At 59.8% G+C, this 22,910-nt stretch carries 22 protein-coding genes and 1 pseudogene; 14 read left to right on the plus strand and 9 right to left on the minus strand.

The window, feature by feature from the left end; genetic code table 11:
• Positions 1 to 65: 65 nt before the first annotated feature.
• Complete coding sequence (locus tag A5483_RS03160) at positions 66 to 1,796, plus strand: dihydroxyacetone kinase family protein (RefSeq protein WP_063811008.1); 1,731 nt, start codon at positions 66 to 68, stop codon at positions 1,794 to 1,796.
• On the opposite strand, the gene A5483_RS03165 is transcribed toward A5483_RS03160, so the two are convergent.
• Positions 1,787 to 2,290: a phosphoribosyltransferase gene (locus A5483_RS03165; protein ID WP_002549306.1), complete on the minus strand. Its 504-nt coding sequence runs from the start codon at positions 2,288 to 2,290 to the stop codon at positions 1,787 to 1,789. The genes A5483_RS03160 and A5483_RS03165 overlap by 10 nt on opposite strands.
• A 78-nt stretch (positions 2,291 to 2,368) precedes the next feature.
• Positions 2,369 to 2,869 carry a GNAT family N-acetyltransferase gene (locus tag A5483_RS03170; RefSeq protein ID WP_063811009.1) on the minus strand — a complete coding sequence of 167 codons (501 nt, stop codon included), beginning with the start codon at positions 2,867 to 2,869 and terminating at the stop codon, positions 2,369 to 2,371.
• A gap of 530 nt (positions 2,870 to 3,399) precedes the next feature.
• On the opposite strand from A5483_RS03170, the gene A5483_RS03175 reads away from it, so the two are divergent.
• From A5483_RS03175 to dapC, 4 genes are all read left to right on the plus strand, one after another.
• Entirely contained in the window at positions 3,400 to 4,947 is a 1,548-nt protein-coding gene (locus tag A5483_RS03175; protein ID WP_042842886.1) for a Re/Si-specific NAD(P)(+) transhydrogenase subunit alpha, read from the plus strand.
• 3 nt (positions 4,948 to 4,950) lie between these two features.
• Complete coding sequence (locus A5483_RS03180) at positions 4,951 to 6,372, plus strand: NAD(P)(+) transhydrogenase (Re/Si-specific) subunit beta (protein WP_063811010.1); 1,422 nt, start codon at positions 4,951 to 4,953, stop codon at positions 6,370 to 6,372.
• Between the two features lie 143 nt (positions 6,373 to 6,515).
• Entirely contained in the window at positions 6,516 to 6,836 is a 321-nt protein-coding gene (gene fdxA, locus A5483_RS03185; protein WP_002549419.1) for a ferredoxin, read from the plus strand.
• On the plus strand, positions 6,833 to 7,936 hold the full coding sequence (gene dapC / locus A5483_RS03190; RefSeq protein ID WP_002549338.1) for a succinyldiaminopimelate transaminase: 1,104 nt from the start codon (positions 6,833 to 6,835) through the stop codon (positions 7,934 to 7,936). Before fdxA ends, dapC begins: the two co-directional genes overlap by 4 nt.
• Here the strand turns inward: dapC and A5483_RS03195 are convergent, their stop codons facing one another.
• The 3 genes and pseudogenes from A5483_RS03195 to A5483_RS12095 form a co-directional block, all read right to left on the minus strand.
• A complete protein-coding gene (locus A5483_RS03195) occupies positions 7,937 to 8,875 on the minus strand; it encodes a hypothetical protein (protein WP_233500899.1) in 939 nt (312 codons plus the stop codon).
• Between the two features lies 1 nt (position 8,876).
• Complete coding sequence (dapD, locus tag A5483_RS03200) at positions 8,877 to 9,839, minus strand: 2,3,4,5-tetrahydropyridine-2,6-dicarboxylate N-succinyltransferase (RefSeq protein WP_002549307.1); 963 nt, start codon at positions 9,837 to 9,839, stop codon at positions 8,877 to 8,879.
• Between the two features lie 95 nt (positions 9,840 to 9,934).
• Positions 9,935 to 10,230 (minus strand): annotated as a pseudogene (locus tag A5483_RS12095) (hypothetical protein).
• Between A5483_RS12095 and A5483_RS03205 the strand changes: the two are divergent.
• The 3 genes from A5483_RS03205 to A5483_RS03215 all read left to right on the plus strand — a co-directional run bounded on the left by A5483_RS03205 (position 10,220) and on the right by A5483_RS03215 (position 13,843).
• Positions 10,220 to 11,350, plus strand: a complete 1,131-nt coding sequence (locus tag A5483_RS03205) for a serine/threonine protein kinase (RefSeq protein ID WP_193790430.1) — start codon at positions 10,220 to 10,222, stop codon at positions 11,348 to 11,350. The pseudogene A5483_RS12095 and the gene A5483_RS03205 sit on opposite strands and share 11 nt — an antisense overlap.
• Positions 11,351 to 11,470: 120 nt before the next feature.
• On the plus strand, positions 11,471 to 12,532 hold the full coding sequence (locus A5483_RS03210) for a DMT family transporter (RefSeq protein ID WP_063811012.1): 1,062 nt from the start codon (positions 11,471 to 11,473) through the stop codon (positions 12,530 to 12,532).
• A 15-nt stretch (positions 12,533 to 12,547) separates the two neighbouring features.
• Positions 12,548 to 13,843 carry an MFS transporter gene (locus A5483_RS03215; protein WP_063811045.1) on the plus strand — a complete coding sequence of 432 codons (1,296 nt, stop codon included), beginning with the start codon at positions 12,548 to 12,550 and terminating at the stop codon, positions 13,841 to 13,843.
• Here the strand turns inward: A5483_RS03215 and A5483_RS03220 are convergent.
• Positions 13,840 to 14,478 (minus strand): TetR/AcrR family transcriptional regulator, encoded by a 639-nt coding sequence (locus A5483_RS03220; RefSeq protein ID WP_002549303.1) that lies wholly within the window; start codon positions 14,476 to 14,478, stop codon positions 13,840 to 13,842. The two genes, A5483_RS03215 and A5483_RS03220, sit on opposite strands and share 4 nt — an antisense overlap.
• Before the next feature lie 122 nt (positions 14,479 to 14,600).
• Here A5483_RS03220 and dapE point away from each other — a divergent pair, with 122 nt between their 5' ends.
• From dapE to A5483_RS03235, 3 genes are all read left to right on the plus strand, one after another.
• Positions 14,601 to 15,692: a succinyl-diaminopimelate desuccinylase gene (dapE, locus tag A5483_RS03225; RefSeq protein ID WP_063811013.1), complete on the plus strand. Its 1,092-nt coding sequence runs from the start codon at positions 14,601 to 14,603 to the stop codon at positions 15,690 to 15,692.
• Between the two features lie 111 nt (positions 15,693 to 15,803).
• Complete coding sequence (locus tag A5483_RS03230) at positions 15,804 to 16,109, plus strand: DivIVA domain-containing protein (RefSeq protein WP_002549356.1); 306 nt, start codon at positions 15,804 to 15,806, stop codon at positions 16,107 to 16,109.
• Positions 16,110 to 16,149: 40 nt separating this feature from the next.
• Positions 16,150 to 16,317, plus strand: coding sequence for a DUF3117 domain-containing protein (locus A5483_RS03235; RefSeq protein ID WP_002549329.1), 168 nt, complete (start codon positions 16,150 to 16,152; stop codon positions 16,315 to 16,317).
• 63 nt (positions 16,318 to 16,380) lie between these two features.
• Here the strand turns inward: A5483_RS03235 and glgA are convergent, their stop codons facing one another.
• The gene (gene glgA / locus A5483_RS03240; RefSeq protein ID WP_002549413.1) at positions 16,381 to 17,565 is read right to left on the minus strand and encodes a glycogen synthase; all 1,185 of its coding nucleotides are present in this window, start codon (positions 17,563 to 17,565) and stop codon (positions 16,381 to 16,383) included.
• A gap of 143 nt (positions 17,566 to 17,708) precedes the next feature.
• Here glgA and glgC point away from each other — a divergent pair, with 143 nt between their 5' ends.
• Positions 17,709 to 18,935, plus strand: a complete 1,227-nt coding sequence (gene glgC / locus A5483_RS03245) for a glucose-1-phosphate adenylyltransferase (protein ID WP_002549341.1) — start codon at positions 17,709 to 17,711, stop codon at positions 18,933 to 18,935.
• Between the two features lie 85 nt (positions 18,936 to 19,020).
• Here the strand turns inward: glgC and A5483_RS03250 are convergent, their stop codons facing one another.
• Positions 19,021 to 19,674: an O-methyltransferase gene (locus A5483_RS03250; protein WP_002549388.1), complete on the minus strand. Its 654-nt coding sequence runs from the start codon at positions 19,672 to 19,674 to the stop codon at positions 19,021 to 19,023.
• 149 nt (positions 19,675 to 19,823) lie between these two features.
• On the opposite strand from A5483_RS03250, the gene dapA reads away from it, so the two are divergent.
• Both dapA and A5483_RS03260 read left to right on the plus strand, forming a co-directional pair.
• The gene (dapA, locus tag A5483_RS03255) at positions 19,824 to 20,705 is read left to right on the plus strand and encodes a 4-hydroxy-tetrahydrodipicolinate synthase (RefSeq protein ID WP_063811014.1); all 882 of its coding nucleotides are present in this window, start codon (positions 19,824 to 19,826) and stop codon (positions 20,703 to 20,705) included.
• Between the two features lie 50 nt (positions 20,706 to 20,755).
• Positions 20,756 to 21,169, plus strand: a complete 414-nt coding sequence (locus A5483_RS03260; RefSeq protein WP_063811015.1) for a sec-independent translocase — start codon at positions 20,756 to 20,758, stop codon at positions 21,167 to 21,169.
• Positions 21,170 to 21,281: 112 nt separating this feature from the next.
• Here the strand turns inward: A5483_RS03260 and A5483_RS03265 are convergent, their stop codons facing one another.
• Positions 21,282 to 22,763, minus strand: a complete 1,482-nt coding sequence (locus A5483_RS03265; protein ID WP_063811046.1) for a cellulase family glycosylhydrolase — start codon at positions 22,761 to 22,763, stop codon at positions 21,282 to 21,284.
• Between the last annotated feature and the right edge of the window lie 147 nt (positions 22,764 to 22,910).

The following is a 22,910-nucleotide window of genomic DNA, read 5'->3' on the forward strand; positions in this document are numbered from 1 at the left end:
GGCGGTACCAATTATCATGTGCTGTGGGAAAAACACCATCGACGATGATGACAGGAGCCCTAATTATGACCCGACTTGTGAATAATCCCGATGATTTCCCGTCCCAGGCAGTCGCCGGGCTTGTCAGTGCCTTCCCGAACTATGTGAGGCCGGTATTCGGGGGAGTTGTCCGCGCTGCCCGTACCGATCGCAAGGTTGCTCTGGTCGTCGGTGGAGGATCGGGGCACTACCCGGCTTTTGCCGGCTGGGTTGGTCCAGGTTTCGCCGATGGTGCCGTATGCGGGAACATTTTCTCCTCGCCGTCAGCCTCCCAAGCTTATGCGGTGTGTAAGGCCGCTGACCGTGGGGCTGGGGTCCTCATCGGATTTGGCAATTACGCCGGCGACGTCCTGCATTTTGGGCAGGCAGCGGAGCGGCTTCGCAGCGAGGGAATAGACGCTCGTTGTCTGCTGGTTACTGACGATATCGCTTCGGGGCAGGAACATCTCAAGCGTCGTGGTATCGCTGGTGACCTGCCAGTTTTCAAGGTCACAGCGGCGGCCTGCGAGGAAGGTCGGCGCATTGACGAGGTCGTCGCGGTGTTCGACCTGGTTAACGATCGCACTCGTTCCCTCGGAGTGGCCTTCGCAGGCTGCACCTTGCCGGGTTGCGACGAACCACTATTCCGGGTCGAAGCGACCCAGATGGGCGTGGGTATGGGGATCCACGGCGAGCCCGGCATCCATGACGAGGCCCTGGGTACCGCGGACGAGGTGGCCGCTATGCTCGTTGACAGATTGCTGGCTGATCGGCCCAACAATTCTGGGACTCGAGTAGTGCCGATCGTTAACGGATTGGGCAGTACGAAGTACGAGGAGCTCTTCGTGCTGTGGAATAGCGTCAGCCGTCGTCTTGAAGATGCTGGCCTGACAATTGTCGATCCGCAGGTAGGAGAATTCGTCACCAGCCTCGATATGGCTGGAGTCTCCCTGACTCTGGTATGGCTCGACGACGTCATCGAGCCGCTGTGGTTGGCAGCATGCGACACTCCCGCGTTCCGTCGCGGAACTGTCGCTCAGGTGGATTTTGATACCACGCCGCTGCCCCAGGAAGTTGAGCAGGTTTCGATTACTAAGCTGGGATCCCATGTTTCCCAGCGGCTTGCAGGTGTCATCGTTCAGGCTCTGGAAGCAGTGGCGACAAGGCTGTCGGAGCGCAGTGGCGAGTTGGGCCGTCTTGATTCCGTGGCTGGCGACGGTGACCACGGTATTGGCATGACGCGTGGGTCCCAGGCTGCCCTTGCCGAGGCGCGGCGGGTGAGAGGCGACGGTGCCGGTGCTGCAAGTACCCTCAGTGCAGCTGGATTGGCATGGTCGGAGCATGCTGGGGGGACCTCAGGTGCACTGTGGGGAGCAGTGCTGACCGGCTTCGGAGCGGTGCTTGGTGATGAGGATCGGGCAGATAAGGATGCCATACGCCAGGCGGCCCGAGCAGCTCTCGACGCCGTCACTCGGCTGGGAGGGGCTAAGACCGGAGACAAGACGATGGTCGACGCCATGATCCCCTTCGTAACGACCCTTGAGTCCTCAGCTGATCCGCTGCCGCAGGCATGGGAATCAGCCTGCCGCGCCGCTGACGCGGCCGCTCAGGCGACCTCCGAGATGACGGCCAAGATTGGTCGGGCGCGCCCGTTGGGGGAGAAATCGCTGGGAACACCTGATCCGGGTGCGATGTCCTTCTGTGAGGTCGTCGTTGCAGTCGGATCCGTGCTGTCGACGTCAGCCTCGAGCAACGGCGGGCTTCGCGCTCAGCGTTGACCAACCGGAGGCTTCGCGCTCCAGGGAAACACGATCCACTTGTCTGTGGCTTTCCACACGAAGTCCGGATTGATGATGGTCGTGGGCTTGGAATACAGCACCGCCGAGCGGACGTCGGCTTCGAAGCCGCGCAGCAGCTCGAGTACTAGGGCCAAGGTGCGACCGGAATCGACGACGTCGTCGACGATGAGAATTCGCTTGTTCCTGATGGATTCGGTGTCGAGCATCGGGGCCAACAGAACGGGATCGGGAAGGGTTTCCTGGACGTCGGTGTAGAACTCGACGTTGATGGCGTCGGTGAGCTTGACCCCGAGGGAATACGTGAGGGCTCCGCCGGGGATCATGCCACCGCGTGCCACAGCGATGAGGATCTCGGGGTCGAACCCCGAATGATGAATCTGGGTAGCTAGTTCCTCGGTGGCTTCACCGAAGGTCTCCCAGGTGAGGATCTCCTTGCCCTCGAGGTCACTGGCGTCAGCATGGTACGCGGTCATGGAGCAACTCTAGCGGCGCGGTAGCGGACATTGCGTTGCGGTATGCCTCCGGCATCTGTCTCGTGGCGGGCCACGCGATCAGTCAAGAGTTAATTGCATGAGTACCGCAGTACGCCAGTCGCCCAGCTTGTAGGCGATGTGTGGTAGCCGTCCAACCTCGGTGAAGCCCATCGCCGAGTGAAAACCGATGCTGCGGTCATTATCCGAATCGACCACTGACAGGAGGTTGTGCAGACGATGATCTGCGCGGGCGTGACGGATGAGCTCGGTCATGAGCTTGCGCCCCACCCCTCGTCCCCGCGCCGGAGTGTCGAGCCAGATCGTCACCTCCGCCGTGACGTCATATCCACCGCCTGCGCGGAAACGGTGGTAATTGGCGTATCCCGCCGTCACCCCGTCTACTTCTGCTATGAGTACCGGCCTGTCATCGGCCATTTGCTCGCGCCACCAGGACAGCCGATCGGCTATTTTGGTGTCGACCAATGTGTAAGAGTAGGTGGTTGCCACTGCGCTCTGGTTATAGATACGGCTCACTGCGGGTAAGTCCCGTTCCTCCATAGCCCGGATGTGGGTATCCATGAGCTATAGGGTAGCACGCGTATGACCAGGTTCTTGTTGGCTGTTTACTCAGTGAAACGCTCCTATACCAGTCGCCGTTATGTCGCGTTTTCAGTGATTTTCGCCATGAAAGAAGCTGAAATGCATCTTGATAGCGCCCTCTCCAGGGGCAGTATTTTTCCCGAGCGGTTCGCGGCACGACATGTAGCAGAGCAATTTCGAGCGTCGGTGGGTCAACGAGTCCATTAGCGATGCATTCCCGGTGTGAGAAATCACCATTGTGGCTGACTGTACTGGTATTGCTGGCTTACTTTCAGGAGGCTGTCTGAGCGATGCTGTGAGACCGGTTGGTCTTGCGACGACATCGCGCTCCTGTCTCGTCTGATAACGGATTCCAGGGCGGATCGCAGTCGGGCATGATGCTTTGAGAGGACGAGCACCGCGACGCTGTCGAGGGACAGTGTCCCGGTGCTCCTATTTTTGGTGCTGATGTGGGGAAACGTGCAGCCCCGGTGTCGTGGCCGAGGACGTTTGGCCGTAAAGTCACCATCATGATCATCGGAATCCCACGGGAGTCACTCCCGGGTGAGAACCGGGTCGCCGCGACTCCGACGACTGTTCCCGCCCTACTTAAACTCGGCTACGAGGTGGTCGTCGAGTCCGGAGCTGGCGAGCACGCCGCTCAGCCCGACCGCGCGTATGAAGCGGCCGGAGCCAGGATTGTTGAACCGGGGGAGGCGTGGAAGGCCGACCTCGTGCTGGCCGTCAACGAACCTATCGACGACCAGATCGCCCTCATGCGTGCAGGGGCTGTCCTCGTTACCTTCCTCCATCCTCGCCAGGACCTCGCCCTTACCGAGAAGCTGGCCGCGGCTGGCGTCACCGGCCTCAGCATGGACATGGTTCCGCGCATTTCGCGCGCCCAGTCGATGGACGCGCTATCGTCCATGGCTAATATTTCTGGCTACCGGGCCGTCGTCGAGGCGGCGTTCGCCTACGGACGCACCTTCGGTGGCCAGGTCACTGCGGCAGGCAAAGTCCCGCCGGCCAAAGTGTTCGTTATCGGTACCGGCGTTGCCGGTCTGGCCGCGCTGGGCGCCGCTAATTCGATGGGCGCGGAGGTCTACGCCACTGACGTCCGCCCTGAGACGGCCGAGCAGGTGCAGTCAATGGGAGCCACTTTCTTGCATGTGCGAACCGGAGATTCTGACCAGGGTGTCAGCTCCGACGGCTATGCCAAGGAAACGAGTGACGACTACAACGCCCGCGCCGCTGAGCTGTACCTGGAGCAGGCTGGCAAGGACGACGTCATCATCACTACGGCTGCTATCCCTGGTAAGCCTTCCCCCAAGCTCATCACTGCAGAGATGGTCGCCGCGATGAAGCCCGGCAGCGTCATCGTTGACCTTGCTGCCCTGGGCGGTGGCAATTGCGAGTTGACTCACCCCGGCGAGTCCTATGTCACCGATAATGGTGTGACGATTATCGGTTACACGGATCTGCCGTCTCGCCTGCCTGGTCAGGCCAGCCAGCTTTATGGCACCAACCTCGTCAACTTGCTCAAGTTGGCTACCCCGGAAAAGAACGGCGAGCTCGTCCTCAACTTCGACGACGAGGTCATTCGCACCATGACGGTGTGCCACGAAGGGCAGGTGGCTTTCCCGCCGCCCCCAGTACAGGTCGCCGCAGCTCCTAAGCCAGTCGCTAAGGCTGAGACTGCCAGTGCTCCGGCCACCCCGGAGAAAAAACCGCGCCCGTGGCCGCAGACCTTTGGCATCGTCGCGGTGCTGTCGATCGCATTGATCGCCCTGCTGACCTTCTCCCCGATGGAATTCGTCGCGCTCTTTGGCACCTTTGCCATCGCAGTCGTTGTTGGCTACTACGTGGTGTGGAACGTCACCCACGCACTGCACACTCCGCTTATGAGCGTCACGAACGCTATCAGCGGCATCATCATCGTTGGTGCTATCACCCAGCTCGGCAGTGAATCGTGGGGTATTCGGATTGTCGCCGCGTTGACTGTGCTCATTGCCAGTATCAACATCTTCGGCGGTTTTACGGTCACCCAGCGCATGCTCAAGATGTTCAGGAAGGCCTGATCCATGACGTCAACACTTCTCATTGCCCCGCTGGCCGGATCGTTGCTGAACTTCGTCAACGCATCCTTTATCGTTGCGGGCCTGCTGTTCATCTTTGCCCTGGCTGGGCTGTCCAAGTTTGAGACTTCTAAGAAGGGCAATGCCTATGGCATTCTCGGCATGGTTATCGCGATTGTCGCGACGATCGTTGCCCTAGTGAAACTGCCCGGATACTCGCCGGCATCCATCGTTTTGCTCTTCATCCCGATGCTTATTGGCGGAGCTTTCGGCGTGTGGAAGGCCCTTAAGGTCGAGATGACTGGAATGCCTGAGCTCATCGCTCAGCTGCACTCTTTTGTCGGTCTGGCTGCTGTCCTCATCGGTTTCAACGCCTTCGCTGAGGAGGGGACTGGTGCTAGCACTTTCCAGCTTTCCGAGATCTGGATCGGCATCTTCATTGGTGCTCTCACCTTCACGGGATCGCTGGTGGCCTGGGGCAAGCTCTCGGGAAAAGTCGCCTCGAAGCCGCTGACCCTGCCAGGCCGAAATTGGATCAATCTCGGCCTGCTGGTCGTCATTCTCGCCTGCGGCATCTGGTTCTCCAATGTCTCCAGTGGCATCGCGTGGTTGCCGTTGGCGCTACTGACTGTGGCGTCGCTGTTCCTCGGCTTCCACCTCGTCGCCGCTATCGGTGGCGCGGATATGCCGGTCGTTATCTCGATGCTGAACAGTTACTCCGGTTGGGCGGCTGCCTTCTCCGGGTTCAGCCTGCACATCCCGGTGCTCATCGTCACCGGTGCCCTCGTCGGCTTCTCCGGTGCCATCCTGTCCTACATCATGTGCAAGGCCATGAACCGCTCCTTCGTGTCGGTTATCCTCGGTGGCTTTGGTGATGCCCCGGCAGTTGAGGGCGGGGGTCCGGCGGGGGAGATCACTGAGATCAAGGCTGACGAGTTAGCCTCCCAGCTGTCTGACGCCTCCTCGGTCATCATTGCTCCCGGATACGGCATGGCCGTGGCTCAGGCCCAGTACCCAGTCGCCGAGCTGGCTAAGAAGCTGCGGGACAAGGGCGTGGACGTCAGGTTTGCGATCCACCCGGTGGCCGGCCGACTGCCCGGTCATATGAATGTGTTGCTCGCCGAGGCCCACGTCCCCTACGACATCGTCATGGAGATGGACGAGATCAACGACGACTTCGCCGACGCCGACGTCGTCTTGGTCATTGGCGCCAACGACACTGTCAACCCTGCCGCCATGGATCCTGGTACCCCGATTTCGGGTATGCCAGTGCTTCACGTCTGGGAGGGCCATGAGGTAGTTGTCTTCAAGCGCTCCATGAAGCCCGGATATGCCGGTGTGGAGAACCCGTTGTTCTTCGCCGATAACACCCGGATGCTTTTCGGTGACGCAAAGGCGAGCGTCGACGCCCTGGTTGCTGCTCTTTGAGGTTTTCAGCCCAATTCTGACGCCCACGACTGACTGACAGTCGTGGGCGTCAGTGCGTGCTGGAGGCGGATGTCACGAGGCCGCACTATGATGATGGCGAGTGTCTATCAGGCCCCTTGTCAGGGCCGGAACAAGGAGAAGACGTGACCTACGTCATCGGTCTGCCCTGCGTGGATGTCAAGGATCGTGCTTGCGTCGAGGAGTGTCCCGTCGACTGCATTTACGAGGGTGAGCGTAGCCTCTACATTCACCCTGAGGAGTGCGTTGACTGCGGCGCTTGCGAGCCCGTATGCCCCGTCGAGGCCATCTATTACGAGGATGACCTGCCCGATGATCAGGAGAAGTTCCTCAACATCAACGCCGAGTTCTTCAACGAGTTGGGGTCCCCCGGCGGCGCTGCGCGACTTGGCCCGACTCACAAGGACCATGCGGCCGTCGAAGCTCTGCCGCCACAGGGCGAATGAGTCGCCGCAACGTCTCCGCCACCCTGCCCACCTTCCCCTGGGACACCATTGCTGAGGCCAGGCGCAAGGCCCAGTCCCATCCCGGCGGGATTGTCGATTTGTCGGTGGGCACGCCGGTCGATCCGACCCCGGACGTTGCCACCGAGGCACTCACGGCGGCTGGTGACGCCCACGGTTACCCGCAGGTGTGGGGGACCCCTGCCCTGCGAGCTGGAATCCTGGACCACATGAAGCAGGTCTGGGGTGCGCCAGCCAGTCTTGACCAGACTAGCGTCCTGCCAGTTGTCGGAACGAAAGAGTTGGTGGCTTCTCTACCTAGTCAGCTTGGGTTGGGGCCGGATTCGACTATCGTCATCCCGGCGTGCGCCTATCCGACTTACCGGGTCGGTGCCCGGCTGGCCGGAGCCAGGGTTGTCGCCGTTGACGAACCGGACGAGGTCGATGTCGCCCCTGACCTCATCTGGATTAATTCCCCAGCTAATCCGTCAGGTCGTGTCCTCAACCTTGACCAGATGAAGGCATGGGTGGATTTGGCACGCAGTACGGAAGCTGTGCTTGTCTCTGACGAGTGCTATGGCGAGTTTGTCTGGGAGGGGGAGTCGGTTTCGGTCCTTGACAAGCGGGTCAACGGTGGTGATGTCACCGGCTTGCTGGCCTGCCTGTCGATGTCCAAGCGATCGAATATGGCCGGCTACCGTGCGGGGTTTGTCGTTGGGGATGCTGAGTTGACCAGCGAGTTGCTTACTGTGCGTAAGCACTCGGGACTCATGATTCCAGCCCCGGTCGTGGCTGCTATGCAGGCTGCTCTGACAGATCGCTCTCACGTGCTTGAACAAGTGCGGCGGTACCGACTGCGTCGCGATGTCCTGAAACCGGCCTTGGAGAAGGCCGGTTTCCGCATTGACCACTCCGAGGGATCGCTGTATCTGTGGGCGACCCACGACGAGGACTGCCGGATCACCCTTGACCGACTAGCCAATCTAGGAATCCTCTGTTCTCCCGGTGATTTTTACGTTGCCGGTGGCTCTGATCATGTCCGCATCGGACTGACGGCCACCGACGAGAGGATTAACGCCGCCGCCCAGCGGTTACAGCCTTGATTAGCTTCGAGCGGTGACGGTGCCGGAAACCCGGCCCGTCCCGCTGGCAGCTGGGCTCGCTGAGGGGCCAGCAGCTGCCCCCCACGAGGCGTAATGCTCGGAATCTGCCCTCCAGCTCGTCGTTGCGACCGTCGCGCGATCGACTGGCCCGAGATTCGTGCTCGCCATCGTCAATGCCACTGCCGCGCGGACGGACACCGGATCAGAGGCGGTGAACATCACCGTCGATCCAGTTGTGTGGGTGGCGACCTTCGACGCGAGCCCCTTGCGTGCCGTGCGGGCGAGTTCGTGAACGGTTGTCGTCTCGGCGGACCTATTGACGCAGGTCAGTGCTGAGGGGGAATGGCCCGTGAGAGCTGAGGCCCATGCTTTCGCTAACGGCTCGTGCTTGCGGTAGGCCTCGGGGTATCCGGATCGCTGCACTTGCTGGGCGGCATCATTGATGCTGATGGACTTCCAATTGCCGAACTTCACCAGCTCCTCGTAGAACTTCCCCGATGAATACCACGGGTCCATGATCTGCTTGGCAGTTCCCCATCCTTGGGAAGGACGCTGTTGGAATAGCCCGAGGGAGTCACGATCCCCGTAGTCAATATTGCGCAGCTTCGATTCCTGCATTGCCGTCACCAAAGCGATCGTGGCGGCATGGGCCGGAAGACCACGGCGGATGGACTCGGCAGTGATGATGGCGGCATTCTGGGATTGCTCTAAATCGAGGTCGTAGGACTGGCCCGAGACCGTCACTCGGCAACCTTCAGGCTCTGTCGTGGTGAACGGGTCAACCGCCCTCCATACCTGATATCCACCCCAACCCAGCCCGGCCAGGATTGCCAATACCACAACAAGGGCGGCAATCGTCTTTGCGGGGTTGGTAGACCGACGTTTACGCCGTTGTCGCGTAGCAGTAGGGCGGGCCTGGCGGGGGGAGGGCTTTGTCATGTCAGTTCTGATGCAAGTCCGTGTTGAGTTCGATCTTGTGGTTACCACGGCTGCGGGCTTTGACGACCCCCGTCGTTGAATCACGAATGTAGAGGATGTCGCTGGCGCCGGAGAGCTCAGATGCCTTGACAACCTTGCCCTCAGGAAGAGTCACCTTGGTGCCTGCAGTGACGTAGAGGCCAGCCTCGACGACGCAGTTGTCACCTAGGGAAATGCCGATTCCGGCCTCAGCTCCAAGCAGGCAGCCGCGACCGATCGTCACCTGCTCCTTGCCGCCACCCGAGAGGGTCCCCATGATGGAGGCTCCACCACCGATATCGGTGCCGTCGCCGACGATGACACCCTGGCTGATGCGTCCCTCGACCATCGAGTGGCCTAGCGTGCCTGCGTTGAAGTTGACGAACCCCTCGTGCATGACAGTGGTTCCCTCGGCCAGATGGGCTCCCAAACGGACCCGGTCGGCGTCACCGATGCGCACACCAGAGGGGACGACGAAATCCACCATGCGCGGGAACTTGTCGATCAGAAGAACGGTGAATGGGGCATGGGCGACGCGTGCCTCCATACGGGCCTTCTCGAGATCGGCCACACGGATTGGGCCTATCGTGGTCCAGACGTTATTGGGGAGCACACCGAAAATGCCATCGAGGTTAATGGTGCGGGGAGCAGCTAACCGGGACGACAGTAGATGCAGGCGCAGATATGCGTCGGGCACGTTGGCAGGAGCGTCATCCAGATTGACGACGGTGCGCACTACCTCAGTGTGCACATTGCGGATAGCGTCACGACCAGCTTCAGTTACCCGGTGCAGATCAACCGGGGCGGGGGAGCCGTCGGGGGAGCCCAGCTGAGGCGCGGGATACCAGGTATCCAGCACGTCTCCGTCCTCGTGGACGGTGGCCAAGCCCCATCCCCAGGCCTGCCGGTCAGCCGAGGCGGTCTGCGAAGTCGTCGTCTGCGTCATGGCACTGAGTCTAACCAGCCGCGCCGACAAGACGGTGGGGCGAAACGGGGCTAGGACATCTGTGCCTAGGTCTTGTACGCATGTATTACTTTGCGCTACCGTTGAGATCGTCGGGATGGTTCCTCAACGGTGAGGCAGGAGAGATCGATGAACATGCAGCAGTCCGCAGTTCCCGATTGTGACTGGCCGGTACGTGCCCGGCTTACTGAGGTGTCTCCGGCGCCAACGAGCGTAGGTATTGGCAGTTCCGTTCTTTCATCAGTGAGTGACCAACGTGGTCTCGAGAGGTTTGCGCGACGCATAGGCGACCCGACAAAGACGGCGGTGAGTGCGCCCTCAAGATGATCGCGCCGACCAATGGGAAAACAAGGAAAGGATCAATGATGACCAAGATTGTCAATTCATGGAACGACTGGGATCCGTTGAAACGAGTCATTGTCGGACGTGCAGATAACTCCGTCATCCCGCCAGAGGAACCGGCAACCTCTGAGAAGGTTCCGGTGGATTCTGCCATGCGGGGGATGTGGGGGCTGCGTCCGCTCGAGACCGTTGAGAAGGCAAATGCCCAGCTCGACAACCTCGTCGATGTTCTCGAGAAGCATGGAGTGCAGGTTGATCGTCCGACTCCGCTCCAGTGGAATCAAGCTATTGGAACTCCCGATTTCCGCAACGACTCGATGATGACGTGTATGCCTCCTCGGGATATTCTTCTCACAATTGGCAGCGAGATTATGGCTTCGGCCAATTCCTTCCGCTGCCGGTATTTCGAATACTTGGCTTACTGGCCTCTCATGAACTCCTATTTTGAGGACGATCCGGAATTCAAGTGGACACAGGCTCCACGCCCGCGCCTTACCGACAAGAGCTACAAGCACAACTACTATGACGAGCAGGTTTCGCTTGAGGAGCGTCTGGAGCGCACTGCGGCTAAGGATTTCGTGACGACCGAGGTCGAGCCTATGTGGGATGCGGCCGACGTCATGCGAATGGGCAAGGATCTCTTCATCCAGCACGGTCTTACGACAAACCGGAAGTCAATGGAATGGTTTAAGCGTTACTACCCCGATTTCCGCGTCCATGCGGTGAATTTCCCTGGAGATCCGTACCCCATCCATATCGACGCGACCTTTGTGCCGCTTCGTCCGGGGCTCATCATTAACAACCCACATCGTCCGCTGCCGCAGGAGCAGAGGAAGATTTTCGAGGCCAACGACTGGCAGATCGTTGAGGCTGCTCAGCCGGCGCACGACACGCCTCCGGAATTGTGCTACTCGTCTGTGTGGCTGTCGATGAACTGCTTGGTACTCGATCCGAAGACGGTCATCTGTGAGGCTTCGGAAGTTCATCAGATGGAGCAGATGGACAAGCTGGGCATGAACGTGATTCCGGTTGCGTTCCGTGACGCGTACCCATTTGGTGGAGGCCTCCACTGCGCCACGGCTGATGTGTATCGCGAAGGTACCTGTGAGGATTACTTCCCGAAGCAGGTCGATGATCCGACCTTGGTGTGAGGAACCCGTGGTCATGCCATGACTGATGGGTCTCGGCGGCTCGGTATGGAACTTGCGTTGTTCGTTACCGGGCCGCCGGCCCTGATATGGCAGCATCACCCCTAGAAAGAGGAGTATGTCATGAGCATGGAGCCGGGCATCATCAATGTTGAACAGGAAATTCCAGCTATCGGCACGATGAACCAGAAATTAGGATTCGTGTCCATGATTTTATCTGCAACGGGCATGGGGCTGGTGGGTGCCTTCGGGCGTTTGAGTACTCCGGTGGATCCCGCGACGGGAAGTAAGTACATCATCGGTGATTTTTTGGCCGCCGGTAGGATGATGGTCGGGGTTCTGGGATTCCTCCTCATCATCGTGGCGCTTGAAAAATGGTCTGAGCTTCGTCGCGTTCGAATCTCACCGGCCATCATCGGAGGTGGGCTGGCGATAGGGGCATCTTTGGCCTTGTATGTTTCGGCCACCCTTATGACCACGATCGCTAACGCAGTTTTTCTTATTTATACTGGACCGCTGTTTGCGACGATTCTGGCAAGGATTTTTCTGAAGGAGAGAGTCGGGCTTCGAAACGGTATTTTCTTCTCGCTGGTCTTCACGGGCATGCTCTTTACTGTCGGCTTGGTGCGGCTGGGCGGTGGCTCAGTGGTATCTTTCGGGCTGCAACTTGGTGCTGTAGAGGGTCTCCCTAGAAAACCTCTTGGGGATCTGTTCGGATTGGGCTCGGGTGTTTTTTACGGCCTGGCGCTATTTTTCTATCGCTACAGAGGCGACGTTTCTTCGGAAGTGCGAGGATTTTGGAATTTCGTTTTTGGTACGGTAGGTGCGTCCGTAGTGTTAGCGCTGAGGATTATGTTCTTGGACCAGACGAATCCAGTGACTGTCATGACCGGAAGAAATTGGTTGTGGGCGATCGTCTTATTTGTCGTATGTGGCCTGGGTGCCATCGGTCTGTTGGTTGTTGCGGGAAAGAACCTGAAAGCGGTGGAGCTCGCCACGACCGCCTACTGGGAATGTGTGATAGCACTCCTGCTGGGGTGGCTCGTGTGGGGCGAGTCGCTTACCTTGACCAGTTCGATTGGCGGGGCCTTGATCCTGCTAGGAGGAGCGGGTCCTGTTGTCTTCGAGTTGTTCGGTCGTGAGCGGCTGCCGGAGGGCGAGCGAAGTGTCCCTGACTGTGGCTGAAGTGGGGCAGTGCTGATGTCGGAGGACCACTCTGGAGTCGTCAGGAAGGTCGTTGTTGCCTCGTTTCTGGGGAATTTCGTGGAATGGTTCGACTATGCCACGTACTCATATTTGGCAGTGACAATCTCCAGAGTGTTCTTCCCTCAGGGGACAAGTAGGGGTGCTCTTATCCAGACCTTCGCCATATTTGCCCTGTCTTTCCTTCTTCGTCCGATAGGAGCGGTGCTATGGGGGTGTTGGGGGGACAAATACGGTCGTAGGTGGTCTCTTTCAGTCTCCATCCTCATGATGGCTGTAGCTTCTTTCCTCATTGGTTGTTTGCCGTCGTTCGCTGTGGCGGGAGCGTTCGCGCCTATCGGGCTGCTGGTATGCCGGATGGTCCAAGGATTTTCTGCATCGGGGGAGTATGCCGGGGCGGCCACGTTCTTGGCCGAGTACGCACCTGCCGGTCGTCGAGGGTGCTACGTATCTATCGTCCCGGCCTCGACGGCGGCGGGTCTGCTCATGGGATCCCTTAGCGCTGCGATGATCGAAGGTTGTTTGCCACAGGGCGCGGTGGAGGCATGGGGATGGCGGTTGCCTTTCCTGGCGGCCGGGCCATTGGGGCTATGGGCTCGTCACGTGTGGCTCGAGCTTGAGGATTCTCCGGTGTACCAGGAGCTTAGTGAGGCCGAAACGGGGACATCCGTCGGACTCAGGCCATTGAAGATGCTCTTGTGTGGTCACCAGCGGTCTTTAGTGGTGAGCATTGGAGTTGCATCGCTCAATGCGGTGGGTTTCTATCTCGTTCTCACCTACCTGCCGACGTATTTGTCGAATGAACTAGGTTTCAATTCTCGCGAGTCCTTCCTCTCGGTGAATATCAGCCTTTTGTTCTACCTGCTGGCGATCTTTGCGATGGGATGGCTTTCTGACCGTATTGGGCGAAAGCGCATGTTAGTTGCGGCTAGTGTGGGCTTCGTCCTCTTTTCTGTTCCCCTGTTCATGGTCATGGGGACTGGGCAGCTGTGGAAGGCATGCCTTGCAGAAGGGGCGCTGTGCCTGTTCCTCACTGCCAACGACGGCACGATGGCCAGTTACTTGGCTGAGTCTTTTCCCACGGAACTTCGATACACCGGTTTTGCGGTGAGCCAGAATCTGGCGAACGCCGTGTTCGGGGGTACGGCATCCGCCGTCTGCACTTGGGTTATCGGGGTGTCTGGTTCGCGCCTGGCACCGGCGTGGTACCTCGCGGCAGTCTCGCTCCTTTCGCTGTGTGCCATGGTCGCATCGCACGAACACACGGGCCGTGACCTCAGCGAGGTCGCCTAGCGCTTAGTGGACTCCTCTTCGGTCGAATGAGGCGGAGCTGGACCTATGGAATCGGGGCCAGGCTCGTATGCCGGCAGACTGATCAGCTGGCGAAGGAGGGTTTCGACGGTTGCATGGGGATCGCGTCCCTCGGATAGCGCTGTGACGATTCCGCCGTCGATAACGGCGATCACGAGTTCTGCTGGATAGGGGATTTTAGCGACGGCGAGAATGCGTGATATTGCATTGTCCAGCCGTCCGCGTCCGGCGCGATAAGCGGTGGAGATGGTTTCGTTGTCCCCTGCTGAGATGAGCTCGAGATAGTGCCCCAGAAGAGGAGCTGGGCGTGAGATCATTGCTCGAATCAGATATTCGATCACTTCGTCGGTCCCCGTTTCGGGGTGATGATTTTCAGCCTCGTCCGCAATCGCTTCAGCGATGTGAGCCCACGCTCGGATATTGAGTTTGGCGGCTTCGGCCAGGAGCTCTTCGCGGTCATCGAAATAATATACGGTGGAAGAAGGTGAGAGATCTGCCAGACGTGCTGCAGCTCTCATAGTGACAGCTCTGGGGCCGCCACTGCTTAACAGTGAAGCCGCTGATTGGATGAGTTTTTGGCGTCGGTGATGACCTTTTGCCGTCATTTGTTGAGCCATTTTGTCACCTTGTGATGTTGCAATCTGCAATGTGTCACATGTATTTATCATATCAATCTTTGGGCCGTTGTTCGCGCATCTTCCGCAGACTGCTCCGTAGCGGCGCTGGTAAGGTGTCTGCCATGGACTTGAAGCCCACGGGCGACCTGCACGAGCTCTTTCGTCGGCTCGTCGACATCGAGTCGGTATCTATGCACGAGGCACCTATTGCCGATGCAGTGGAGGAGGCGTTGGCGCCGTATAAACATCTTGAGGTGACAAGACTCGGCAACTCCGTCGTTGCCCGTACTCACCTTGGGCGTTCCGAGCGGGTCGTCATTGCTGGCCACCTCGACACCGTTCCGGTCGTTGAGAACCTGCCGTCTCGCGTTGAGCGGCGCTCTGACGGGGACTATCTCGTGGGCCGGGGCACGTGCGACATGAAAGGTGGTATCGCTGTCGCGCTCGCCTTGGCTGCGAGTCTTGAGAGGCCGGCCAGGGACGTTACATGGGCATTCTATGAGTGTGAGGAGATCGCGGCCGAGTACAACGGCTTAGAGAGAATCGCCTCTCAGCGTCCTGACCTCCTCGATGGGGACTTCGCCATTCTTATGGAGCCCACAGATAGCCGGGTGGAGGGCGGTTGTCAGGGAACTATGCGTTTCACTCTTGAGGTGGCGGGGCGGGCAGCCCATTCAGCTCGTTCGTGGGTCGGGCACAATGCGATCCACGATCTGGGGGCCGTCCTGGAACGCCTCAACCGCTGGCAAGAACGGGATCCGTTCGTCGAGGTCGACGGGCTGACCTTCCATGAAGGCCTCAACGCGACGATGGTAGAAGCCGGTGTGGCGGGTAACGTCATCCCACCTAACGCCACCATTCAGATCAATTATCGGTACGCCCCCGACAAGACGACCGAACAAGCCCGGCAGTACATGGAGGACCTGTTCGATGAATGGCCGATGACCATTCTGGACTTGTCAGCTCCCGCCAGACCAGGACTCGACCGCCCGTTGGCGAAGTCTTTCGTTGCCGCGGTGGGCGGGGAACCGGGTCCTAAGTATGGCTGGACGGACGTCGCCCGTTTCGGACAACTTGGAATACCTGCGGTCAATTTCGGGCCAGGAAATGCGCTGTGCGCACACCAGGCGGATGAGTGCTGTCGGCTCGGTTCACTAGACGAGTGTCACCGGGCGCTGCACACGTGGTTGACATCGGAAGGTGGGTCCCGGTGAGCGCACGGCAATTCGCTGGAGGGTGTGACAACCAGGCGAATCTCGGTCGTGTCCGCATCACCGATGACCTGACCGAGGTCGTCGTCCAATTCTGTTGTTGGGAGATCTGACATGGCATGGTTGCTTGCTGCTGTCGTCATCATCGTCATCGGGCTCGCCGTTATGGCGGGGGCCGGGAAATTTGGACAGGTCCCGGCGGTCGTAGATGACCGCCCGGTCCCAGATCTGCCTGAGGGCGACCTGGATGCGGAGAGCCTGCGTTCGGCTCGCTTCGCAGTGGTGCCACGGGGTTACTCAATGTGTCAGGTGGATCAGCTCCTCGAGCGTCTGGCTGCCCAGATGGAGGCCGGCCAGGGGCCCAATCTCACGAGGACCGGCCAGCCCATCCCTGACGCTAACGACCCAGATACGGAATAATAGAAGATGCACCACTGCCCAGTGATTGAGGAAGAGTGACATGGCAGCTATGAAGCCCCGTACCGGTGACGGTCCCATGGAGGTCGCGAAGGAGGGCCGTGGCATCATCATGCGCGTTCCAGTCGAAGGTGGCGGTCGGCTGGTTGTTGAACTCAACCCAGACGAAGCCCAAGAACTGTTCGCGTGCCTCAAGGACGTCGTCGGCTGACGCAGATGACTGACGATCGTGCCCGGCTCGAATGAGCCGGGCACGGCTGTGCAAAGTGAGCTGTCAGCCGTGACACTCAATCGCGTCCTTGTAAACCTTGACGGTTTGCTCGGCGATTCGAGCCCAGGAGAACTCGTCAATGCAGCGCTGACGACCAGCGGTCCCGAGGGCCTTGGCGCGTTCTGGGTCTCGGGTGAGGTCATTGATAGCAGCTGCGAAAGCAGATTCGAAGGCTGCGACATCTTCCGGGGTTGACGACTCGGTTGGGACCCCGGCAACGAGATGCCCGGTAGATCCGTCGACGACAACCTCCGGAATACCGCCAACCCGAGATGCCACTACCGGCGTAGCGCAGGCCATGGCCTCCAGATTCACAATGCCCAGCGGCTCATAGACCGAAGGGCAGGCAAAGACCGTAGCAGCAGAGAGCACCTGGCGAACCGATGGGCGGGGGAGCATCTGCGGCACCCAGATAACCGGTGCTCGGCGACTGGAACAAACCTCCTCGAAAGCGGATGTGAACTCTTCTCCGATCTCTGGGGTATCTGGGGCACCGGCTAGTAGAACGAGCTGGGTCTCAGGGTCAAGTTCAGCAGCCGCATGCACCAGGTGGACCAATCCTTTCTGGCGTGTGATGCGCCCGACGAAGACCACCGAGGGTCGGTCAGGGTCCATCCCGATGTCACGGCACACATCGGTCTCGGTGACGGGGTGGAACTCATCGGTGTCGACCCCATTGCGCACCACATGCACCTTGCCAGGATCTAATTCGGGATAGGTCCGCAGCACGTCGGTCCGCATGCCTTCAGAAACCGCGATGATGGCGTCTGCGGCGTCGTAGGCGGTTTTCTCCGCCCAGGACGACAGTCGGTAACCGCCGCCGAGCTGCTCTGCCTTCCACGGACGGTCAGGCTCCAGCGAGTGAGCGCTGATGACGTGCGGGATGTCATGAAAGACACCGGCTAGCAAACCAGCGAGATTGGCATACCACGTATGGGAATGGACGAGGTCGACATCTTCTGGAATGGCATCGACTATGGATAGGTCTGCACCGAAGGCCCGCAGCGCCCCGTTGGCACCATCCGGGTAGTTCTCGGCGTGGGCGGTGGCCCCTTCACGCGGCTGTCCCATGCACTGCACATCGACGTCAATGAGAGTGCGAAGTTGGGGGACGAGTTGCGCGACGTGGACGCCGGCGCCGCCATAGATAGTAGGAGGGTATTCGCGGGTCAAGACGGACACGTACATGGCCTGATCGTCCCACAAAGACGGCCGCGATGGGGCAGCAGCGTTGCGTTGTCGTCAACAGACCAAGAACTCTCGTCGACATTGTGTGGCTGACCTTATGGTGATTGCCCACGTGGGCGGTCGGTGACGGTAGATTGAGGGCCATGGCAAAGACGCGCCCCAAGGTTCTATCCATCGTCCTCGCCGGCGGCGAAGGCAAACGCCTCATGCCCCTCACAATGGACCGAGCCAAACCAGCCGTTCCCTTCGGTGGTACCTACCGGCTTATTGACTTTGTGCTGTCCAACCTGGCGAACTCCGGACTTACCCAGATCGCTGTGCTAACGCAATACAAGTCCCACTCGCTCGACCGCCACATCTCCATCACCTGGCGGATGTCGACCATGCTCGGTTCCTATGTGACCCCGGTTCCGGCTCAGCAGCGTCTTGGACCGCGGTGGTACCAGGGAAGTGCTGATGCCATCTACCAGTCTCTCAACCTCATCAACGACCAGAACCCTGACTATGTCGTGGTCTTCGGTGCTGACAACATCTACCGGATGGACGTCGACGCCATGTTGCAGTACCACATCGACTCCGGGTTGGGATGCACGGTCGCCGGTATCCGAGTACCTCGCAAGGATGCTTCTGCCTTCGGAATTATCGATGCTGACCAGAACCATATGATCACCGAGTTCCTTGAAAAACCGACTGATCCGCCTGGCCTGCCGGATGCTCCCGACGAGTCATTCGCCTCAATGGGGAACTACATCTTCAGCCGTGAGGCCCTGGTGCAGGCCCTGCACGACGACGCCCACAGCATCGACTCGCGGCACGACATGGGTGGCGACATTATTCCGAGGTTCGTCAAGGCTGCTGACGCGCAGGTGTACGACTTCCGCGACAACGAGGTTCCCGGCAACACCGAGAAAGATGCCGACTATTGGCGGGACGTGGGTACCATCGACGCCTACCACGACGCGCACATGGATCTGGTCTCGGTTGAGCCGGAGTTCAACCTGTATAGCCATGACTGGCCCATCTGGACTATGCAAGAGCAGGCACCTGGTGCCAAGTTCGTGATGCGCGGGTCCTGTGATGACAGCCTGGTCTCTGCCGGGTGCATCATCTCCGGCACCGACATCTACCGCACGGTTTTGGGCCCCCGGGCCCGCATTGAAAGGTGGGCCCGTGTTGATGAGTCAATCGTGATGAATAATGTGACGATTGGTTCTAACGCGACGGTTCATCGAGCCATTCTTGACAAGAACGTCATTGTTCCTGATGGGGCTCAAGTGGGGGTCGACCATGATCACGACCGTGCTCGGGGATTTACCGTCTCTCCAGCTGGTGTAACGGTGGTCGGAAAGGGAATCACGGTTCCTTACTGATCGGGCGATCCCCCTAGGGCGCGCAAAGCGGCTCCTCGTTTCCGGGGGAGCCGCTTTGTTTCGTCGTGCGTCAGAAGGGGCAGACTCAACCCTTCGTAGCCAGCAGCAAGCCTTCACCAACGGGTAGCAGCACCGGGGTGAATTCCTCGGTCTCCAGCACCGAGTCGAGGGTCTCGCGGATGATGAGGGTGTCGTCGTCCTCATTGTCCGGGTCAGCGATGTGGTTATTGGCCAACGCGTCATTAACGACGACAACGCCCCCGACGCGCAGCAAACGCAGGGCTTGGGAAACGTATTCGACGTACTCAAGTCGGTCGCCATTGATGAGTACGATGTCGTAGGCGCCGTCGCGCAGCTTAGGCAGCACATCCAACGGAGTCCCGGTGATGAGGCGCACCTGGTTAGAGCGGATACGGGCCAGGCTCAGAACCTTACGGGCGGCAGCCTGACGCTCGGCGTCAGGGTCGATGCCGGTCAAGACACCGTGATCGGTCATCCCCTCCAGGAGGGCCAGCGCTGAGACACCGGCGTCAGTGCCGATAGTGACGGCGCTACCGGCCTGCATGGTGCGTGCCAAGAAGGTCAGCAAGGCGGTGGTGCCATTGCCGAGCACCTTCCACTGATCAGCGCGGGCTGCTTCGCGGGCCGCTTGTAGGGCCGGGGAGGGTGCGATGAAGCCGTCGGCGTACTCCCACGACCGGTCGTCGGGAACTTGATGTCTGGGCTGGGCTGGACTCACACTCACAGCCTAGCTGCTGTCGAATTGGTGCGTCGGCTCGACGTCACGCCCAGTTGTGGAAGAACGACGACCAGCCGTGGTTCACGTCATCGTCGTCCAGCTCTCTTGTTTTGGCTACCATGGGCAGCAGCTATACCAGGAGGTCCCGCATGTCCGCTCCCGTTTTTGGCCGTCTGCTAACAGCCATGGTGACTCCGATGACGTCCGAAGGGGCGGTGGATCTGCGTCGGGTTGGCGAGTTGGCGCATAAGCTCGTTGCGGAGCAGGACAATGACGGCATCGTTGTCAACGGCACGACGGGGGAATCGCCGACCACCACTGATGTTGAGAAGGCTCACATTGTTCAGGCCGTCGTCGAGGCTGTTGGATCGGATGCTGCGGTTGTTGCCGGAGTCGGAACCAATGACACCGCTCGCACCATTGAACTAGCTCACCAGGCTGCTGAAGCTGGGGCTGATGGTCTACTTGTCGTCACCCCCTACTACTCCAAACCCTCCCAGGCTGGGATTATTGAGCACTTCACCGCTGTCGCGGATGCCACCGACCTGCCGATTATGCTCTACGACATTCCGGGACGCACCGGTACTCCGATTGAGACGAAGACTCTCATTGAACTGGCCGATCACCCACGTATTGTGGCTGTCAAAGACGCCAAGGGGCTGGTCGTCGAGTCAGCGACGGTGATGGCGAACACTACCTTGGCCTATTACTCCGGTGACGATGCCATCACTCCAGCTTTGCTGTCAGTGGGTGGAGTTGGCCTGGTCGGGACGTCAACCCATTTCACCGGGCGACGTATGCACGAGGTTATCGACGCATATAGTGACGGTCGAATTGACGAGGCGTTGTCGACCTACCGGGAGATCATGCCAGTGCTCACCGGTGTTTTTGCAGCCCAGGGAGCCACCATGGTTAAGGCGGGGTTGGCCCACCAGGGGTTTGACGTCGGCAAGGTGCGTCCCCCCCAGACGATGCCGACTCCTGAGCAGGCCGAAACCTTCTTCGATGTATTGGATCGCACTCAGCTGTGACAATCCCGGTGTGACATTGGGAGGTCGAAGTCAGGGGTAGGGTAAAGGCCATGTCCACAGCAGGTCCAGCGGAAATCGCGGTACTCATCATCATTGCTGTGCTCATGTTTGGGCCGGACAAGCTGCCCGAGATGGCCCGCAAAGCGGCGCGCATTTACCACTACCTCAAGAACATCGCGAACAACACGCGCGATCAGCTCCGCAGTGAGCTGGGTCCGCAGTTCGCTGATCTGGATTACCAGGATCTCAAGCCGCAGAACTTTGTGCGCAAGTACGTCCTGGACAGCCTGCAAGACGACATTGACGAGATTAAGGCGGACTTGTCCGACGTCCGCTCCGATCTTGACTTGGGCTTGGCCGACATTCGTAACTCCGAGGGACTTCCGGAAACCCCCGCTTCGACGTCCTCCCCAGTTGTTCATGACGAGGCCGCCCCCGTCCCCTTTGATCCCGAGGCCACCTGATGCGATTCCTGGCATGATGACCTGTCTGTGACGGCGGTGGGCCACCCAATGCTGGGTGGCCCACCGCCGTCACGTTTTATCAAGGAGCGTCAGTCATGGGCTCGCAAATGGCTCAGGCCTGACCGGCAGGGGTGATGGTGACGCTCACCGAGCCTTCTCCGGTGGAGCTGATCTGCAGGCGTGTGTCCCCGGCCTTGGAGATGACCTTGCCACCTTTCACCTCGACCTTGTAACCATGGGGGTAGTGGACAGTCGGGACGGCGATCTCGGAGACGGATCCTGCTGCGAAGTCCCCGTCGCCGGCGACACGTTTAGCTGTCCACGTGGCCTGGTACGTCCGGGTGGACTGATCCCAGGTCGTCGAGGTCGGGGTTCCCGCCGCGGCGCGCAGGTGCGGTACCGCCAGAATGGCGAGCTTGGTGCAGTCCACCTGTTCGTCAGTTACGGGTCCCGGACGGTTGATGTCACGGACGAGTTCCTGGTCCGCAGCATTCTGGGTTGTCGGGTCGGAGTTTCCGCCGTAAGTCCAGTACAGCCAGCCGACTAGGTGGGCGCGGGCCTTGGAGGTGACCCCCATGAGGGTGCCGGCGTCTTTGGTGGCCCCGAATTCACTGAGCAAGGAGGCCGAGTTGTTGAACTGGGCTGCCTGGTCAGCGTTGCGGAAGGTGCGGGTGTCGGGGCGATTGCATCCGACGTAGGAGCCGAAGATTGCGTTCATGGGGCAGTAGACGTGCCAAGAAATGGCAGCCTTCGGTGAAGATGGGCGGGCTGGGCGGCTGTCGAGCCCCGTGTTCCATGTTGAGTAGGGCTCGTAGGTGACGATGCCGTTGGGGTCGACCGAGGTGATGGCCCTGCCAACCTTCTCGTACAAGGTGTCCAAGGACACCATCGCCAGGCCGCACCAGCCGAGGGCAACGTAGCAGACGGGGTAGTGATGGCCCGGCCAAGGTTCGTTGATGATGTCGTATCCCATGACGCCGGGTTCTTTCCCGACGACCTGCGCGACGTGCTTCCACATGGCTGCGTAACGGTCCTGCAGGCCCACCCCGCCGGGGCCCTTGGCATTGTCCAGGAAACTGTCGTAAGCCTTGATGAGTCCGAGATTGAAGACCTGGTTTGCGGGGAAGCCAACCTTAAGCAGATTCGGTGCCCCCTTGTCGATGACGGCCCAGTCGGGGGCTCCCTCGCCCTGGAACTTCTCGTTGTACATGTCCTGGTGAGCGTCCAAGAGGGTCATTATGCCGTGAGCGCGGAGTGTCCTGACCGTGCGGGTGATACTGGCCAGGTAGGCGTCATCGTACTCTCCAGGCTTGGGCTCGACCCCCTTCCAGATAACTCCCAGGCGCACCGAGTCAAAGCCGTTCTTCTGCAGCCAAGCGGCGTCAGCGTCATCAAATCCGTCAGTTTCGGGGCGGTATGGGTGACGTTTAGAGACCATGTTGACGCCGGCAGTGAGAACAGCGCGACCCTGGCCGTCGGTGTACCAACGGCCGGACTGCCCAATGGGGCCGGCGTCGGTGATGGCCTTCGATGTTGCGATGTGGATAGTGGCGTCCCCGGTATGGGGCGAGGCCTGCGCAGGCATCTGTGCCACGCAGGCGGCGGTAAGAGCGGCAGTGAGGGCGGCTGCCCACCGGGTGACGCCTCGTCGTCGTGCATCCGGAGAATGCCATGAATGCTGATACATGGCCTAAAGATACAGCACACGAGGGTCGCCCCAGCGGGCCGGTAACTACAATTC

It is taken from the genome of Cutibacterium namnetense (genome assembly GCF_001642025.1).
In the GTDB taxonomy this organism is placed as follows: Bacteria; Actinomycetota; Actinomycetes; order Propionibacteriales; family Propionibacteriaceae; genus Cutibacterium; species Cutibacterium namnetense.

Bases quoted from the DNA above. Each gene is read 5' to 3' on its own strand.
- A5483_RS03230 (WP_002549356.1), top strand. From the start codon at position 15,804: ATGGCATGGTTGCTTGCTGCTGTCGTCATCATCGTCATCGGGCTCGCC.
- dapA (WP_063811014.1), top strand. From the start codon at position 19,824: ATGTCCGCTCCCGTTTTTGGCCGTCTGCTAACAGCCATGGTGACTCCG.
- A5483_RS03235 (WP_002549329.1), top strand. From the start codon at position 16,150: ATGGCAGCTATGAAGCCCCGTACCGGTGACGGTCCCATGGAGGTCGCG.
- A5483_RS03165 (WP_002549306.1), bottom strand. From the start codon at position 2,290: ATGACCGCGTACCATGCTGACGCCAGTGACCTCGAGGGCAAGGAGATC.
- A5483_RS03195 (WP_233500899.1), bottom strand. From the start codon at position 8,875: ATGACAAAGCCCTCCCCCCGCCAGGCCCGCCCTACTGCTACGCGACAA.
- dapE (WP_063811013.1), top strand. From the start codon at position 14,601: ATGGACTTGAAGCCCACGGGCGACCTGCACGAGCTCTTTCGTCGGCTC.
- A5483_RS03210 (WP_063811012.1), top strand. From the start codon at position 11,471: ATGAGCATGGAGCCGGGCATCATCAATGTTGAACAGGAAATTCCAGCT.
- A5483_RS03180 (WP_063811010.1), top strand. From the start codon at position 4,951: ATGACGTCAACACTTCTCATTGCCCCGCTGGCCGGATCGTTGCTGAAC.
- dapD (WP_002549307.1), bottom strand. From the start codon at position 9,839: ATGACGCAGACGACGACTTCGCAGACCGCCTCGGCTGACCGGCAGGCC.
- glgC (WP_002549341.1), top strand. From the start codon at position 17,709: ATGGCAAAGACGCGCCCCAAGGTTCTATCCATCGTCCTCGCCGGCGGC.
- glgA (WP_002549413.1), bottom strand. From the start codon at position 17,565: ATGTACGTGTCCGTCTTGACCCGCGAATACCCTCCTACTATCTATGGC.
- A5483_RS03220 (WP_002549303.1), bottom strand. From the start codon at position 14,478: ATGGCTCAACAAATGACGGCAAAAGGTCATCACCGACGCCAAAAACTC.
- A5483_RS03160 (WP_063811008.1), top strand. From the start codon at position 66: ATGACCCGACTTGTGAATAATCCCGATGATTTCCCGTCCCAGGCAGTC.
- A5483_RS03170 (WP_063811009.1), bottom strand. From the start codon at position 2,869: ATGGATACCCACATCCGGGCTATGGAGGAACGGGACTTACCCGCAGTG.
- A5483_RS03215 (WP_063811045.1), top strand. From the start codon at position 12,548: ATGTCGGAGGACCACTCTGGAGTCGTCAGGAAGGTCGTTGTTGCCTCG.
- A5483_RS03260 (WP_063811015.1), top strand. From the start codon at position 20,756: ATGTCCACAGCAGGTCCAGCGGAAATCGCGGTACTCATCATCATTGCT.
- A5483_RS03175 (WP_042842886.1), top strand. From the start codon at position 3,400: ATGATCATCGGAATCCCACGGGAGTCACTCCCGGGTGAGAACCGGGTC.
- A5483_RS03205 (WP_193790430.1), top strand. From the start codon at position 10,220: ATGATGACCAAGATTGTCAATTCATGGAACGACTGGGATCCGTTGAAA.
- dapC (WP_002549338.1), top strand. From the start codon at position 6,833: ATGAGTCGCCGCAACGTCTCCGCCACCCTGCCCACCTTCCCCTGGGAC.